The following is a 15145-nucleotide window of genomic DNA, read 5'->3' as shown; positions in this document are numbered from 1 at the left end:
CGCGAGACGCTCTGGGTCAGTCGGCGGCAGTGAGCATGTAGCCCGCGTTGCGGATGGTCCGCAGCAGCGAGCGGTCGAAGCCCGTGTCGATCTTCTGGCGCAGCTTGCTCACGTGCACGTCGATGACGTTCGTTTGCGGATCGAAATGGTATTCCCAGATGTTTTCGAGCAGCATCGTGCGGGTGACGACCTGCTCCGCGTGGCGCATCAGATATTCGAGCAGCTTGAACTCGCGCGGCTTGAGGACGATCGGCTTACCGGCGCGCGTCACCTTGCGCGACAGCAAATCGATGCTGAGATCGGCGAGCTTCAACGCCGTGTCGAAGCCGTTGTCCTGCGAACGCCGCGCGAGCGCTTCGAGCCGCGCGACGACTTCGCCGAACGAAAATGGCTTGACGACGTAATCGTCGCCGCCCGCCTTCAGCCCGCGAATCCGTTCGTCGACTTCGTCGAGTGCGCTGAGGATCAGCACGGGCACCTTGCTGCCCGCCGCGCGCAGCGCCGCGACGATCTTGAGCCCGTCGATACCGCCGGGCAGCATGCGGTCGAGCACGATCGCGTCGTAGGATTCCCCGATCGCGAGCGCCATGCCGTCGCGGCCGTTGTCGGCCCAATCGACGACGTGGCCGGTTTCGAGCAGGCCTTTCTTCAGAAAGCCCGCCACCTGCTGATTGTCTTCGACCAAGAGGATTTTCATTTCTGGATTGGCGGCCCGTCGGTCACGCGCCGTGTGCGACCTGACAGAAAGGCCGCCGACGTGTGCAGGTCGGGCGAAATAGTGCACCGTCGCGCTGACCTTTCATTATCGCCTCGTCGGGACAGATGAAGCGACCGCCCCGTATTAAATTTTTTTAATCAGGACGCGCGTGGCGTGCCTGCCGCCGTTTGCCAGCGCGGCTCGGCGGCATCCGGCCGCGCACATTAACAAACGTTAACGGTATCGCAACGCTCCGACAAGCCGCCGCTCCATAAGATGACGGTGCGAAACTCACGCGCACCGAGCCCCGCCGGCACGTGCAACCCATTCACACTTTGTCGGACGATGCTTATGAACACGGTGATGGAACAGCCGGCCAGGCCGCAGTATCGAAGCACCCCCGAGCATTCCGTCATCGCGCTGGGGGAATTCGAACTGAACCTCGGCATGCGTGCGCTGTACAAGGCGGGACGCGAAGTGCCGCTCGGCTCGCGCGCGTTCGACATTCTATCGGTGATCGTGCTGGCGGCCGGACGCATCGTGTCCAAGGACGAACTGATGGACACCGTATGGCCCGGTGTGTTCGTCGAAGAAAACAACATCCACGTGCATCTGAGCGCGGTCCGTAAAGCGCTCGGCGACCATCGTCAACTGATCGACACCATACCGGGGCGCGGCTATCGACTCAAGGTATTCGACGACCCGCCAGCCGAGCCGGCACGCGACGTACCGACCGAGCGGCATGCGCCGCACTTCCGCAATGCGGATGCAATGACCGCGCCGCGGCATCGATTGCCGGGCAGAAGAACGCTGCTCGGGCGCGCCGCGGCGCTCGACGAAATCGAGGGCCAGTTCGCGCGCAGCCGCGTGGTCACGCTGACGGGGCCGGGCGGCGTCGGCAAGACCTGCCTCGCCATCGAACATGCGCACCGCACGATCGCTACCGGCGCGTCGGACGTCGTCTTCATCGACCTCGAGGAAGCGGGATCGCTCGCGGCCGTCGCGCAGATCGAGCCGGCGCCCTCGCCGCCAGCCGGCACCCTGCTCGTACTGGACAATGCGGAGCACATCGTCGACGAGGTGGCGGACGTCGTGGAACGGCTGATCGGCCAATGGCCTGGCTTGCGCGTGCTGCTCACGAGCCGCGAGCGCCTTCGCATCGCGCCCGAGACCGTGTTCCGCGTCGAACCGCTCGCGCTGCCGGCAGACGAGTCGTGCCGCGACGGGCTGATGCAGTCGCCTGCCGTCGGGCTGTTCCTGGAGCGCGCAAGCCGATGCGGCGTGCGAGTCGACGAGCATCAGCTCAGGCTCGTCGCCGAAATCTGTCGCCGCCTCGACGGGCTGCCTCTCGCGATCGAACTCGCCGCCGAGCGTGCGTCCGTGCTGGGCCTCGAAGGGGTGCGCCAGCGTCTCGAAGAACGCTTTCTGCTGCTCGCAGGGGGTTATCGCACGGCGCAACCGCGACACCGAACCTTGCGCGCCGCATTTGACTGGAGTTTCCAGCGGCTCACGCACAATGAACAGGCCGTCGTTCTTCGCATCGCACGGTTCGACCATGCGTTCACGCTCGATTCCGTGTACTCCGTCGTTTGCGACGACGACGTCGACCGCCCGACCGCGCTCGACTGCATCGCGCAACTGGTCGAAAAGTCGATCCTCGATGTGAGCTTCGTCGGCGTCACGGCGCGCTACCGTCTCTCGGAATCGGCTCGCACGTACGCACTTGCGCTCGGATCGGGTGATGAACCGTGCGATGTCGCGAGGCAGTTCGCCCGTTACCCGCAGTGAGCGACGGATGACCGTCATGACGGTTCAGCGGCAATGTTGACTGGATGCGCGCGTTGCCGATCCGGCGGACCGGGCTACGCGCACGCGGAGTGGGTCGCCGGTGTGACCAGGAAAATCGCGTTCGACGAGCGCGGCGACCTGATCAAGCCGCCCTACACGCTGTTCCGCGTCGAACGGGCGCGGTGGCACAGCATTCGCACGGTCGGCCGCGCGTCGAACCGACCGCCGCCGAGCAGCCGGCGGCGGCCTCAGGCAACAGCACGCGTCACCGCGCCGCCTGCTGCCGCTGCACCTCCTGCGCCTTCATCTGCAGATACGCCGCACGGTCGACTTCGTGCAGCTGCTGCGGATACTGCTCGGTCGCGTCGAACCAGCGCGCGAGACGCTGGTCGAGCGGCTTGTCGAGCGTCGCGAGATACGCGTCGATCGCCAGGTAATAGCGCATCGTGTTGCGCTCCAGCAGCCCGCGCATGCCGCCGACATACTGCGGCTCGCCCGCCGACGCACCGCTCGCCGGCGTGAACCCGACCTTGTCGCTGCCGATCGTCGCGAGATAGGTCTTCATCGCCATCCGGCCGACCGTGCCGAAACCGTACGCATACGTGAGGTGCAGGAACGTGCGCGACGCGCCCACCGGCACCGCTTCCAGCGCGATCCGGTAATCCTTCGTGCCCATCGGGCCGCTGTCGGCGCTCAGGTCGACCTGAAAGTAGTCGGGCGTCGCTGCCGCCACGCGATAGCGGAACTGCACGCGATAGGTGTCCGACAGCTTCTGTTCGATCTTGCGCCCGAGGTTCACGTCGAGCACCGGCCCGCCGCTGCCGGCCGATGCATGACAGTACTTCGTGTTCAGGTGCAGGATCAGCACCGCGCACCAGTTCGCCGGGCCCTGCGCCGGATCGCTCAGCTTGCCGTTCACGACGGCGAACGGATAGTCGACGACCGCGTAGATGTCACCCTTCAGCGATGAGGACGCCTCCGACGATTCGAGGTACAGCGGGCGATGGAATGCGTTGTGCTTCAACTGCTCGCCCAAGCTGTGATAACGGTCGAGCAGCGCGGCCGCGCCGTCCGCGCCGAACGACAGCGTGCTCCAGCCCACGCACAGCATCGCGATGCATGCGGCCCACGCACGGCGCACGCGTCGGCGCGCCTGCGGATGTTCGGATGTCTCCATTGATTTGCTCCAGCGGATGGCGCGATGTCGCCGCGCCTGTTTGATGGAATATGCCGCCCGCTATCGACGGCTATCGACCGCGCTTCACCGGCATCGGCAATTGCGCGGCGGTGATCCGGATCAGCGTCGACAGCCATTCGCGGTCGTCCCAGCGCTCGCCCGCAACCACGAGATGCGGCTTCGCCGACGGATACGGCGGCGCCTGCTCGCATGCGCCGAGAAACGCATGTCCGTCAGGCGTCGGCTTGACGAACAGGCGATCGTCGCACACCAGCGCGACCATCTTGCCGTCACAGTAGATTCCATATTCGCCGAACATCTTGCGCGCCGACACCGTGCCGGCCAATGCGCTCTGCTCGACGATGAAATCGACGGTTCCCTGATGCGATGCCATCCACTTCCTCCGTTATCGGACACCGGTTCTGACCGTCGGCGGCGCGGTGTCGTTCCCTCCCGTCCCGTCCGGGATGCGCGCATCGCATGCAAGCGGCGCGGGCGGTTCGTCGGAGAAGCGGCGATCGCCTGCGTTCATCAGCCGCGGAATCGAAGCAAGGAGCGCTGGCGCCGCGCGTGGTCGTCGGCGCCAGTTTGACAGAACTGCGTGCGGCGGCAAACGCCGAACGGCAGCGGCGTGCGCGCGTGCGCGCCGCCGCGGTATCGGGCGTCGCGCACGCGCGTCGGGCGAAGGCGCTCAGCCCGTGACGGGCGTGCGCCGCACCTCGGTCAGATAAATGAGGATCAGCGACACCCACACGATCCCGTACAGCAACATGAAGCAGGTCGTGCGCACGCGCGCGAAGTCGAGCAGCATGCCGAACAGGATCGGCAGCAGGAACCCGCCGAGGCCGCCCGCGAGCCCGACGATGCCGGTGACGACGCCCATGTTGTCCGGGAAATCGTCGGCGACGTACTTGAAGGTCGACGCCATGCCGAACGCGAACACCGCACCGAGCACGAAGGTCAGCGCGACGAAGCCGGCCACCGGCATCGACAGCTTCAGCGCCGCGGTGCCGTCGATCGTGTGGATCACGAAGTCGGTCGCCGGATACGACAGCAGGAACAGGCTGATCCACGCGACCCACAGCCCCCACCAGGTGACCGCATGCGCGCCGAAGCGGTCGGACAGCGCGCCGCCCAGCGCGCGCAGCACGGAGCCCGGCAGCGAGAAGCCGGCCGCGAACGCGGACGCCATCACGAGCGACATCCCGTATTCGTTCTTCAGGTATTGCGGGATCCACAGCGACAGCGCGGTGAAGCCGCCGAACGCGATCGAGTAGTACTGGCACAGCCGCCACACGCGCGGATCGCGCAGCACCTTGAACGAATCGAGCAACGAGCCGCCGCGCTTGCCCGCGCCCGGATCGGGCGCCGACGCGAGCCAGAAGATCACCGCGGTAGCGAGCAGCGCGATCGCATAGATGCGCGGCACGACGCGCCAGCCATACGCATTGAGCAGCAGCGGCGTGACGAACAGGTTGACCGCCGCGCCGCTGGTGCCGGCGCCGAACACGCCCATCGCCAGACCGCGCCGCTGCGGCGGGAAGAAGCGCGCGACGTACGGCGTGCCGACCGCGAACGACGCGCCGACGCAGCCGAGAAACAGCCCGATCACGAGAAACTGCCAGAGCTGCGTCGCATAGCTGACCACATACACGGGCACCGCACACACGACGAGCAGCACCGTCATCACGATGCGCCCGCCGAAGCGGTCGGTCCAGGTGCCGAGCGGCAGACGCATCAGCGCGCCGGTCAGCACCGGCGTGGACGTGAGCAGCCCGAACTTGGTGCTGTTCAGGCCGAGGTCCGCGCGCAGTTGCACGCCGAGCACGCCGAACATCATCCATACGACGAAACACACCATGAACGCGAGCGTACTGGCGGCCAACACCGACCACGCGCGCAGCGGAACGGTCTGCGCCTGGGCGGGCAGACCGGCATTAGCTTGGTGAACGGCCATATGCCGACCTCCGTTTCATTGAACGAGCGGACCGCTCGCGCCGTCGAAGGCGACGCCTTCGATGCGCGCGGCGCCCGCGAGTACGGCCACGTACTGCCGCATCGCGCGCTGACGCACGCATTGCGCGAGGTACTCGGCGATCTGGCCGGCGGCTTCGTCGAACGGCACCGCGGCGCCCGGCACGCGCCGCTCGATGCGCACGATGTGAAAGCCGAAGCGCGTATTGACGAGCTTCGGCAGCACGCCGAGTGCGTCGCCGTCGAACAGCGCGGCCTCGAACTCCGGCACGGTGTCGCCGCGCAGCAGTTGCCCGAGGTTGCCGCCGACCTGCGCCGACGGGCAGTTCGACGACGCGCGCGCGACCGCTTCGAACGTATCGGGCGCGGCCAGCACGTCGGCGAGCGCGGCCTGCGCGCGCTCGCGCAGCGGTGCGAGCGGCACGCGCTCCGTCACCGCGAACAGCACGTGGCTCGCGTACACGATGTCGCCGCGGCGGAAGCGCGCCGCATGCCGGCTGTAATAGCGCTCGCAGTCGGCGCGATCCGGCTGCGGCACGTGCGTGAGCTCGCGCTCGAGCAGCGCGTCGACGGCCGCGTCGTCGAGCGGTGCGCTCGCATCGATCAGCGCGAGCGCGACCGCGCGCTGCCGCAGCAGTTCACGCACGGCCAGCGCATGGCGCGCCGCATCGAGCGGATCGCGCGCATCGCCGTGATGTTCGGCTTCGGCCGCGATGGCGGCGGCGTCGAAGGCGACGCCGTTGATGGCGAGCGGCGCGGTCGCGGCTTCGCAGAGAACGTCGTTCATGCGGGTCTCCTCAGCGCTTGCGCACGAGCTGGTATGGGCGGATCAGGTACGCAACCGAAGCGATCCCGCTCCAGATGTGAACCATCCGCGTGAACGGCGACACGAGGAAGATCGTGAAGCCGAGCAGGATGTGGAGCCGGTACGTGAGCGGCACGCCGACGAGCAGGCTCGCGACGTTCGGGCGGAACGTGACGACGCCCTTCACGTAGTCGGTCAGCTGCTCGAACATCGCGCCGTCCATGTGACGCGTCGACAGCACGACGGTGCCGAGCCCGAGCGCGAGCTGCACCCACAGCATCAGCACGATCACGATGTCGGACGTGCGGCTGTTGCTGCGGATGCGCGCGTCGCCGAGGCGCCGCCAGATCAGGATCGTCAGCCCGACGATCCCCGCGACGCCGGCCGCGCCGCCCGCGACCATCGCGACGAGCTGGTGCCCGGACGCCGACATGAACGGCGACACCAGCCAGTGCGGCGCGAGAAACCCGCCGAAGTGCCCGAGCACGACGACGAGCACGCCCCAATGGAACAGGTTGCTGCCGAGCCGCAGCATGCCGTGCCGCAGCAGCTGGGACGAGTCGCTTTTCCACGTGTACTGCTCGCGGTCGAAGCGGATCAGGCTGCCCACCAGCAGCACGGCGAGACAGATGTACGGGTAGATCCCGAACAGGAACTGATGCAAGTAAGCGTTCATGTGTTTCCCCAAGTGTGGGCCCGCGCTCACGCGCTGCGGGCGGGCCGCTTGTCGTGGAACTGGATCGTCTGCTCGGCCGGCGTCGCCGCGCCGACGAAGCGCACGGCTTCGTCCGCATACGACGCGTCGAGCGCGCGGTAGTCGTCCGCACCGGGCGTCACGGCCGCCACGTCGTCGTCCGCGGCGGCCGGCGGCTCGACCGGCGCGAGGCCGGCGAGCGGCAGCAGCGCGCCGACGACGAAGCTGTAATGGCTGCCGCGCCGCGCGAGCTGGCCGGCAAGCGCGGTGAGGATGTCGCCGGTCTCGGCGAGCAGCGTGCGTGCGTCGGGCGCGGGCAGGCGCGACAGGTATTCGAGGAACACGGGCAGATAATCGGGCAGCTCGCCGGGGTTCAGCGTCAGCCCGTGGCGCTCGTACATCTGCAGAAGGTCGACCATCGCCTGCCCGCGGTCGCGCGATTCACCGTGCACGTGCTCGAACAGATGCAGCGACGTCGCGCGGCCGCGGTCGAACAGCGCGACGTAGTTCTCCTGCAGCGTGAGCAGGTCGCGCGCACGCACGTACGCGAAAAACCGCTCGAGGCCGGTGCGCGCGCGCTTCGGCAGCTGCGCCCGCTCGCGCAGGTGGCCGTCGATCGAATCGAGCACGTCGACGAGCGTGTCGTCGGGATAGTCGAGCAGCGCCGCGAACGCCGCATAGGTCGGATCGGGTGCGCCGCTCATCGCGATACCTCGTTGATCGGAATGGTTTTCGCGCCTTTCTTCGGACTGAACAGGCTCCCCTCGGAGCGGCCGTCCGAACAGCCGTTGCCGAACGAGAAGCCGCACGAGGCGCGCAGGTCGTACGCGTTCTCTGCGTACTCGCGATGCGTGGTCGGGATCACGAAGCGATCCTCGTAGTTCGCGATCGCGAGATAGCGGTACATCTCCTCGACCTGCGCGAGCGACAGCCCGACCTGGTCGAGCACGCCGCGCGCGTCGACGCCGTCGACGTGGCGCGCGCGCATGAACGCGCGCATCGCCAGCAGCCGTTCGAGCGCGAGCTTCACGGGCGCCTCGTCGCCGGCCGTCAGCAGGTTCGCCAGATAGCGCAGCGGAATGCGCAGCGATTCGACGTCGGGCAGGTAGCCGTTCATCCCGAGCTCGCCGCTGTTCGCGGCAGCATTGATGGGCGACAGCGGCGGCACGTACCAGACCATCGGCAGCGTCCGGTATTCCGGATGCAGCGGGAACGCGATCTTCCAGTCGATCGCCATCTTGTAGGCCGGCGAACGGCGCGCGGCGTCGAGCCACGCGGCCGGCACGCCGTCGCGCTCGGCCTGCGCGATCACCGTCGGGTCGTTCGGATCGAGGAACAGCGACAGTTGCGCCTCGTACAGGTCCTGCTCGCTCTCGGCGCTGGCGGCCTCGCTGATCCGGTCGGCGTCGTACAGCAGCACGCCGAGATAGCGGATGCGGCCGACACAGGTTTCCGAGCACACGGTCGGCTGGCCGGCCTCGATGCGCGGATAGCAGAAGATGCACTTCTCGGCCTTGCCGCTCTGCCAGTTGTAGTAGATCTTCTTGTACGGGCATCCGGACACGCACATGCGCCAGCCGCGGCACTTGTCCTGATCGATCAGCACGATGCCGTCCTCCTCGCGCTTGTAGATCGAGCCCGACGGGCACGACGCGACGCACGCCGGGTTCAGGCAGTGTTCGCACAGGCGCGGCAGGTACATCATGAAGGTGTTCTCGAACTGCCCGTAGATCTCCTTCTGGACCGCCTCGAAGTTGTAGTCCTTCGCGCGCTTCTCGAACTCGCCGCCGAGAATCTCCTCCCAGTTCGGCCCCCACTCGATCTTCTCGAGGCGCTGGCCGCTGATCAGCGAGCGCGGTCGTGCCACCGGCATCGCGCGCGCGTGGCCGGCCTCCTGCAGATGCCCGTAGTCGAACGTGAACGGCTCGTAGTAGTCGTCGATCTCGGGCAGATGCGGGTTCGCGAAGATCTGCGCGAGCAGCCGCCACTTGCCGCCCTGACGCGGCTCGATCCGGCCGTCGGCGCGGCGCTGCCAGCCGCCGCGCCAGCGGTCCTGGTTCTCCCAGTCCTTCGGATAGCCGATGCCCGGCTTGGTCTCGACGTTGTTGAACCACGCGTATTCCATCCCTTCGCGGCTGGTCCACACGTTCTTGCAGGTCACCGAGCAGGTGTGACACCCGATGCACTTGTCGAGGTTCAGCACCATCGCGATCTGTGCACGTATCTTCATGACGTTTCTCCGGCGCGGACGTTCGGCGTGGCGCCGACGGGTTCTTCCCCGTCGAGCCAGTCGATGTTGTTCATCTTGCGCACGATCAGGAACTCGTCGCGATTCGAGCCGACCGTGCCGTAGTAATTGAAGCCGTACGACAGCTGCGCATAGCCGCCGATCATGTGCGTCGGCTTCAGCGCGATGCGCGTGACCGAGTTGTGGATGCCGCCGCGCGTGCCCGTTATCTCGGAGCCCGGCGTGTTCACGATCTTCTCCTGCGCGTGGTACATCATCACCATCCCCGACGGGATCCGCTGGCTCACGACCGCCCGCGCGCACAACGCGCCGTTCGAGTTGAAGCACTCGATCCAGTCGTTGTCGACCGCGCCGATCGCCTTCGCGTCGTCCTCCGACATCCACACGATCGGGCCGCCGCGCGACAGCGTGAGCATCAGCAGGTTGTCCGTGTAGGTGCTGTGGATGCCCCACTTCTGATGCGGCGTCAGGAAGTTCAGCACGCGCTCGGGGTTGCCGTTCGAGCGCGTGCCGACCATGTGCGCATAGCTGCCCGTGTCGACCGGCGGCTTGTACACGCACAGCGACTCGCCGAACGCGCGCATCCACGCATGGTCCTGATACAGCTGCTGACGGCCGGTCAGCGTGCGCCACGGCACCAGCTCGTGCACGTTCACATAGCCGGCGTTGTACGACACGTGCTCGGATTCGATCCCGCTCCACGTCGGCGACGAGATGATCTTGCGCGGCTGCGCCTGGATGTCGCGGAAGCGGATCTTCTCGTCCTCGCGCGCGGCGGCCAGATGCGTGTGGTCGATGCCGGTGATGCCGGACAGCGCGCGCCACGCCTTCACCGCGACTTCGCCGTTGGTCTCGGGCGCGAGCGCGAGTATCACCTCGGCCGCGTCGAGCGCGGTGTCGATGCGCGGGCGCCCGCGTGCGGCGCCGTCGGCGACCTTGTAGTTCAGCTCGCCGAGCAGCTTCACTTCGTCCCTGGTGTCCCAGCCGATGCCCTTGCCGCCGTTGCCGAGCTTGTCCAGCAGCGGGCCGAGCGACGTGAAGCGCGCGTAGGTGTTCGGGTAGTCGCGCTCGACCGCGATCACGGCCGGCATCGTGCGGCCCGGCACCGGCTCGCATTCGCCGCGCTTCCAGTCCTGCACGTCGAACGGTTGCGCGAGTTCGCCCGGCGTATCGTGCGCGATCGGCGCGAGCACGACGTCGCGCTCGACGCCGAGGTGGCCGTCGCACAGCTCCGAGAAGCGCTTCGCGATGCCCTTGAAGATCTCCCAGTCGCTCTTCGATTCCCACGCTGGATCGACCGCCGCCGACAGCGGATGGATGAACGGGTGCATGTCGGACGTGTTCATGTCGTCCTTCTCGTACCAGGTCGCCGTGGGCAGCACGACGTCGGAATACATGCAGGTGGTCGACATCCGGAAGTCGAGCGTGACGAGCAGGTCGAGCTTGCCGCGCGGCGCGTCGGCGCGCCACTTCACTTCCTCCGGCCGCGCGCCGCCCGTCGCGCCGAGATCCTCGCCCTGCACGCCGTTGGTCGTGCCGAGCAGATGCTTCAGGAAATACTCGTGGCCCTTGCCCGACGAGCCGAGCAGGTTCGAGCGCCAGACGAACAGGTTGCGCGGGAAGTTCTCGGGCGCGTCCGGGTCTTCGCACGCCATTTGCAGCGTGCCGTTCCGCAACTGCCGCGCGAGCTCGGCGCCCGCGGGCGCGGCATCGCCGAGACTCGCGCCGACCTTGAGCGGATTCACCGCCAACTGCGGCGCGGACGGCAGCCAGCCCATCCGCTCCGCGCGCACGTTGTAGTCGATCGGCGAGCCGTGGAACTGCGTCTTGTCGGCGAGCGGCGACAGCAGCGTGCTCGGGTCCATCGTGTCGTAGCGCCACTGGTCGGTGTGCGCGTAGAAGAACGACGTCGCGTTCATGTGCCGCGGCGGCCGGGTCCAGTCGAGCGCGAACGCGAGCGCGGTCCAGCCTGTTTGCGGACGCAGCTTCTCTTGCCCGACGTAATGCGACCAGCCGCCGCCCGGCTTGCCGATGCAGCCGCACATGATCAGCATGTTGATGATCGCGCGGTACGACATGTCCATATGGAACCAGTGGTTGATCCCCGCGCCGATGATCACCATCGACTTGCCCTGCGTCTTGTGCGCGTTCTCCGCGAACTGGCGTGCGACCGAGATCACGTCCGCGCGCTTCACGCCGGTGATCGCTTCCTGCCACGCGGGCGTGTACGGAATGTCGTCGTCGTAGCTCGCGGCCACGTCGCGACCGCCCAATCCCTGGTCGAGGCCGTAGTTCGCGACGAACAGGTCGTAGACGGTCGCGACCAGCATCTCGCCGTTGCGCGTCGCGACGCGCCGCACGCCGATCCGGCGCGACAGTTCGGAGCCGTGGTGCGTCGAGTTGAAATGAGCGTGAGGCTGGTTGCCGAAGTACGGGAACAGCACGTCGACGACGTCGTCATGCGCCGCCGTGCACGACAGCCGCGGCGCCAGCGCCGCGCCCTTCGACGTCTCGCCGCGCAGGTTCCATTTGCCCTTGTCGGCGTCGGCCTGCTGGCCCCAGCGGAACCCGACCGAGCCGACCGGCACGACGAATTCGCCGTTGGCGTCGTCGATCATCACGGTTTTCCAGTCCGGATGCGCGGCCTCGTCGAGCGAATCGTCGAAGTCGGACGCGCGCACGAGGCGCTCGGGCACGTAGCCGTCGCCGTGCGGCACGAGCCGAACGAGCGCCGGCATGTCCGTGAAGCGCTTGCAGTAGTCGATGAAGTAGTCGCTGTTGCCCGCCAGGTGATATTCCTTGAGGATCACGTGCCCCATCGCGAGCGCGAGCGCCGCGTCGGTGCCCTGCTTCGGGTGCAGCCACAGGTCGCCGAACTTCGCGCCTTCCGCGTAATCGGGAAACACCGACACGACCTTGGTGCCGCGATAGCGCGCCTCGACGAGGAAGTGCGCGTCGGGCGTGCGGGTCTGCGGGACGTTGGAGCCCCACATCATGATGAAGGTCGAGTTGTACCAGTCGGCCGATTCCGGCACGTCGGTCTGCTCGCCCCAGGTCTGCGGCGAGGCCGGCGGCAGGTCGCAATACCAGTCGTAGAAGCTCAGGCACACGCCGCCGATCAGCGACAGATAGCGCGAGCCCGCCGCATACGACACCATCGACATCGCCGGGATCGGCGAGAAGCCGACCACGCGATCGGGGCCGTGCCGCTCGACCGTGTAGACGTTTGCGGCCGCAACGATCTCGTTGACTTCGTCCCAGCTCGCGCGCACGAAGCCGCCGAGGCCGCGCCGGCTCTGGTACGCGCGCCGGGACGCGTCGTCCTCGACGATCGAGCGCCATGCGTCGACGGGCGCCAGCGTGCGGCGGCGCTCGCGCCACAGCTTCACCAGCGCGCTGCGCACCATCGGATGCTTGAGGCGGTTGGCGCTATACAGATACCAGGAATACGAAGCACCGCGCGAGCAGCCGCGCGGCTCGTGGTTCGGCATGTCCGGGCGGGTGCGCGGGTAGTCGGTCTGCTGGGTTTCCCAGGTGACGATCCCGCCTTTCACGTAGACCTTCCACGAGCACGAGCCCGTGCAGTTCACGCCATGCGTCGAACGGACGATCTTGTCGTGCTGCCAGCGCAGCCGATAGCCGTCTTCCCATTTTCGGTCCTCGTCCGTGACGGCGCCGTGCCCGTTGGAAAAGCCTGGCCGGGCGGTGGAGAAATAACGCAATCTATCCAGGAAATGGCTCATGGGGATCTCGTTTTTCCGGTCTTTTGGCAGACTCAGATTGTTGAAAGGGGTGGAATGCCGGCCGTAAAAGATGCATCTGATCGACGCGTTTTGTCCGGGTCGGGCAGATTGTCTGGTAGAAGGACATATCACGGCTTGATACAAATCAGAGGGATCGTTCGCCGGCGTGCAACGGTGGAAATGGGGGAAGATCGGTGGGGGAGGAGTGCTGAGGGTTGGCGGAGGAGTACTGACTGCTGATGGGGGTGGTGCGGCTCGGCTGCTTGCCGCTGGTCGCGGTGACCGCCGCCAGCCGACGCTGCTCGTGGCTCCCGCGCTGACCGCCGCCTGCCGACGCTGCTCGTGGCTGCCCGCGCTGTCGGCCGCCGCCCGACGCTGCTCGTTACGGCCTGCTCTCTCCGCCGCCACTCGCCGTTGCTCGTCGCGGCCAGCGCTGCCCGGTGCCACCGACGCTGCTCGCCATCCGTCGCCCCCGCGCTGCTCGCCGGGGGCCGGCGCTGTCCGCCGCCGCTCGTCGCTGCCAGCGCTGTCCACCGCCACCCGCCGTCGCTCGTCGCTGCCTGTGTTGTCCGCTGCAACCGGCCGCTGCTTGTCGCGGCCTGCGCTATCTGCCGCTGGTCGTCGTCCCAGCCGGCCGGCCCCGGCCACAAGCGTCAGCCCGCACTCCCGAACGGTTGCCGGGGCGAAATACGAAGTTGGCGGGATTGGATTGCGTGATGTGGACTGGCGCACTCACCGTCAGAGAGCGAGCGACGCGCCGCAGTGCAAGGAGTGCGATGGATTTAGGCCGCGCGTTCAATTGCGCCTCGGCCTATGAACAGCGTGCTTGAACCCGACCGTGCGTGGCCTCGCCGCGCCACGCGGTGACGAAGGCGCCGCGCAGGCCACGCGGGTCGCCGCATCAGCCGGTCAGGAAAAGCGACGACGACGCACTGCGTATCGACCGTAGCGCCGCGATGTCCGACACGTCGCCGCGAGCGCGCCGCGCTCGGGCGGAATCTGCAGATGGAATAGCCAAACCCGACGCGGCGGACACACCGGTCGGGTCGCACGGCGCGAACGCGCCGGATGAGGCAGGCGGAAAGTCTCCGCGGGGCGGCGCAGCGGAGGCCGCCGCCAACGATGCTGCGGCAGGACGCGCGCGAAGCGCGGCGCGTCAGCTTTCGCCCTTCGGCCCCGGGTTCAGCATCACGACGAAGCACGCCACGCCGACGATCAGCGCGGCCGCGCCGCCGCGCAGCGCGACCGTCTCGTCGAACAGCAGCCCGGTCACGACGGCCATCATGCCGGCCAGCGATACGAACACGGCGATCGCTGCAACCACGATGCGGGACTGGCGACGTATCATCGCGACCCCCGCGCCGTTATGCTGCGGCGGCCGCCGACACGTCGGCGTCGTCGCCGCGAATCAGCAGCACCGGGCAGCTCGAGCCGCGCAGGAAGCGCTCGGCGACGCTGCCGAGCAGCATGCGCCGGAAGCCGCGGCGGCCATGCGTGCCGACCACCGCCAGCTCGATGCCGTGTTCCTTCACGTAACGCTGCAGGCGTTCCGCGACGTCCTCGCCGATGCTTTCCGTCTCGACGAGCTCGCCTTCGCCCTGCGCACCGGCCGCCGCGACCGTCTGTTCGGCTTCGCGCAGCACGCGGGTGCCCTCGGTGCGGATTTCCTCGATGAGCGCATTCGGATCGAAGCGCCCCGCATACGTAAACAGCACCGACTTGTCGACCACGTAGACGATGCTGACGTTCCCGCCGCCCGCCTTCGCCATCTTCAATGCCTCCGCAAGCGCCTGTTTCGACGAAGCGCTGCCGTCCACGGCCACCATGATCTTCTTGTACATGCGTTCCTCGCTGGGGTGAGTTGCCGCGCAACGTCGCGCGGCCGTGTCACCATCATCAGCGCGCGTGCGGCTGCGGGCTTGACGACGATCAAGCTCCGCGAAAATCCCGTTGTGCGGCCAAGCGCCGCGCGCCACGCTCGGTGCATCGCGCCGAAGGCGCTATCATCAGACCTTCGAT

12 protein-coding genes and 1 pseudogene are annotated in these 15145 nt (G+C 67.5%); 2 read left to right on the top strand and 11 right to left on the bottom strand.

The window, feature by feature from the left end; all coding sequences use genetic code 11:
- Positions 1–16: 16 nt before the first annotated feature.
- Entirely contained in the window at positions 17–697 is a 681-nt protein-coding gene (locus C3Y15_RS02635; RefSeq protein ID WP_011879813.1) for a response regulator transcription factor, read from the bottom strand.
- 351 nt (positions 698–1048) lie between these two features.
- Here C3Y15_RS02635 and C3Y15_RS02630 point away from each other — a divergent pair, with 351 nt between their 5' ends.
- Both C3Y15_RS02630 and C3Y15_RS32130 read left to right on the top strand, forming a co-directional pair.
- Complete coding sequence (locus C3Y15_RS02630) at positions 1049–2485, top strand: winged helix-turn-helix domain-containing protein (RefSeq protein WP_224383403.1); 1437 nt, start codon at positions 1049–1051, stop codon at positions 2483–2485.
- A 93-nt stretch (positions 2486–2578) separates the two neighbouring features.
- A pseudogene (locus C3Y15_RS32130) lies at positions 2579–2692 on the top strand (branched-chain amino acid ABC transporter substrate-binding protein); the annotation flags it as partial.
- Positions 2693–2750: 58 nt separating this feature from the next.
- On the opposite strand, the gene C3Y15_RS02620 reads toward C3Y15_RS32130, so the two are convergent.
- The 10 genes from C3Y15_RS02620 to C3Y15_RS02575 all read right to left on the bottom strand — a co-directional run bounded on the left by C3Y15_RS02620 (position 2751) and on the right by C3Y15_RS02575 (position 14967).
- Positions 2751–3662, bottom strand: coding sequence for a hypothetical protein (locus C3Y15_RS02620; protein WP_124259734.1), 912 nt, complete (start codon positions 3660–3662; stop codon positions 2751–2753).
- Between the two features lie 70 nt (positions 3663–3732).
- Positions 3733–4056, bottom strand: a complete 324-nt coding sequence (locus C3Y15_RS02615; RefSeq protein WP_011879810.1) for a TfoX/Sxy family protein — start codon at positions 4054–4056, stop codon at positions 3733–3735.
- A gap of 297 nt (positions 4057–4353) precedes the next feature.
- Complete coding sequence (locus C3Y15_RS02610; protein ID WP_124259733.1) at positions 4354–5619, bottom strand: nitrate/nitrite transporter; 1266 nt, start codon at positions 5617–5619, stop codon at positions 4354–4356.
- 15 nt (positions 5620–5634) lie between these two features.
- Positions 5635–6423: a peptidylprolyl isomerase gene (locus C3Y15_RS02605; RefSeq protein ID WP_011879808.1), complete on the bottom strand. Its 789-nt coding sequence runs from the start codon at positions 6421–6423 to the stop codon at positions 5635–5637.
- A gap of 10 nt (positions 6424–6433) precedes the next feature.
- Complete coding sequence (gene narI / locus C3Y15_RS02600; RefSeq protein WP_046428926.1) at positions 6434–7117, bottom strand: respiratory nitrate reductase subunit gamma; 684 nt, start codon at positions 7115–7117, stop codon at positions 6434–6436.
- A gap of 26 nt (positions 7118–7143) precedes the next feature.
- Entirely contained in the window at positions 7144–7839 is a 696-nt protein-coding gene (narJ, locus tag C3Y15_RS02595; RefSeq protein WP_046428923.1) for a nitrate reductase molybdenum cofactor assembly chaperone, read from the bottom strand.
- Positions 7836–9365, bottom strand: coding sequence for a nitrate reductase subunit beta (gene narH / locus C3Y15_RS02590; RefSeq protein WP_011879805.1), 1530 nt, complete (start codon positions 9363–9365; stop codon positions 7836–7838). Before narH ends, narJ begins: the two co-directional genes overlap by 4 nt.
- On the bottom strand, positions 9362–13126 hold the full coding sequence (locus C3Y15_RS02585; protein ID WP_011879804.1) for a nitrate reductase subunit alpha: 3765 nt from the start codon (positions 13124–13126) through the stop codon (positions 9362–9364). The genes narH and C3Y15_RS02585 overlap by 4 nt, the downstream gene beginning before the upstream one ends.
- A gap of 1156 nt (positions 13127–14282) precedes the next feature.
- Positions 14283–14474: a DUF2964 family protein gene (locus C3Y15_RS02580; RefSeq protein ID WP_011879803.1), complete on the bottom strand. Its 192-nt coding sequence runs from the start codon at positions 14472–14474 to the stop codon at positions 14283–14285.
- Between the two features lie 16 nt (positions 14475–14490).
- Positions 14491–14967, bottom strand: coding sequence for a universal stress protein (locus tag C3Y15_RS02575; protein ID WP_059456134.1), 477 nt, complete (start codon positions 14965–14967; stop codon positions 14491–14493).
- Positions 14968–15145: the final 178 nt, after the last annotated feature.

It is taken from the genome of Burkholderia sp. B10 (assembly GCF_004368385.1).
In the GTDB taxonomy this organism is placed as follows: domain Bacteria; phylum Pseudomonadota; class Gammaproteobacteria; order Burkholderiales; family Burkholderiaceae; genus Burkholderia; species Burkholderia vietnamiensis.
The sequence above is the reverse complement of the archived record's forward strand: the minus strand, read 5'-3'. Positions and strand labels throughout refer to the sequence as shown.

Excerpts from the sequence above, each read along its gene's own strand:
- C3Y15_RS02615 (WP_011879810.1), bottom strand. The coding sequence starts at position 4,056 with ATGGCATCGCATCAGGGAACCGTCGATTTCATCGTCGAGCAGAGCGCA.
- C3Y15_RS02630 (WP_224383403.1), top strand. The coding sequence starts at position 1,049 with ATGAACACGGTGATGGAACAGCCGGCCAGGCCGCAGTATCGAAGCACC.
- C3Y15_RS02635 (WP_011879813.1), bottom strand. The coding sequence starts at position 697 with ATGAAAATCCTCTTGGTCGAAGACAATCAGCAGGTGGCGGGCTTTCTG.
- C3Y15_RS02620 (WP_124259734.1), bottom strand. The coding sequence starts at position 3,662 with ATGGAGACATCCGAACATCCGCAGGCGCGCCGACGCGTGCGCCGTGCG.
- C3Y15_RS02575 (WP_059456134.1), bottom strand. The coding sequence starts at position 14,967 with ATGTACAAGAAGATCATGGTGGCCGTGGACGGCAGCGCTTCGTCGAAA.
- narI (WP_046428926.1), bottom strand. The coding sequence starts at position 7,117 with ATGAACGCTTACTTGCATCAGTTCCTGTTCGGGATCTACCCGTACATC.
- C3Y15_RS02605 (WP_011879808.1), bottom strand. The coding sequence starts at position 6,423 with ATGAACGACGTTCTCTGCGAAGCCGCGACCGCGCCGCTCGCCATCAAC.
- C3Y15_RS02610 (WP_124259733.1), bottom strand. The coding sequence starts at position 5,619 with ATGGCCGTTCACCAAGCTAATGCCGGTCTGCCCGCCCAGGCGCAGACC.
- narJ (WP_046428923.1), bottom strand. The coding sequence starts at position 7,839 with ATGAGCGGCGCACCCGATCCGACCTATGCGGCGTTCGCGGCGCTGCTC.
- narH (WP_011879805.1), bottom strand. The coding sequence starts at position 9,365 with ATGAAGATACGTGCACAGATCGCGATGGTGCTGAACCTCGACAAGTGC.
- C3Y15_RS02580 (WP_011879803.1), bottom strand. The coding sequence starts at position 14,474 with ATGATACGTCGCCAGTCCCGCATCGTGGTTGCAGCGATCGCCGTGTTC.
- C3Y15_RS02585 (WP_011879804.1), bottom strand. The coding sequence starts at position 13,126 with ATGAGCCATTTCCTGGATAGATTGCGTTATTTCTCCACCGCCCGGCCA.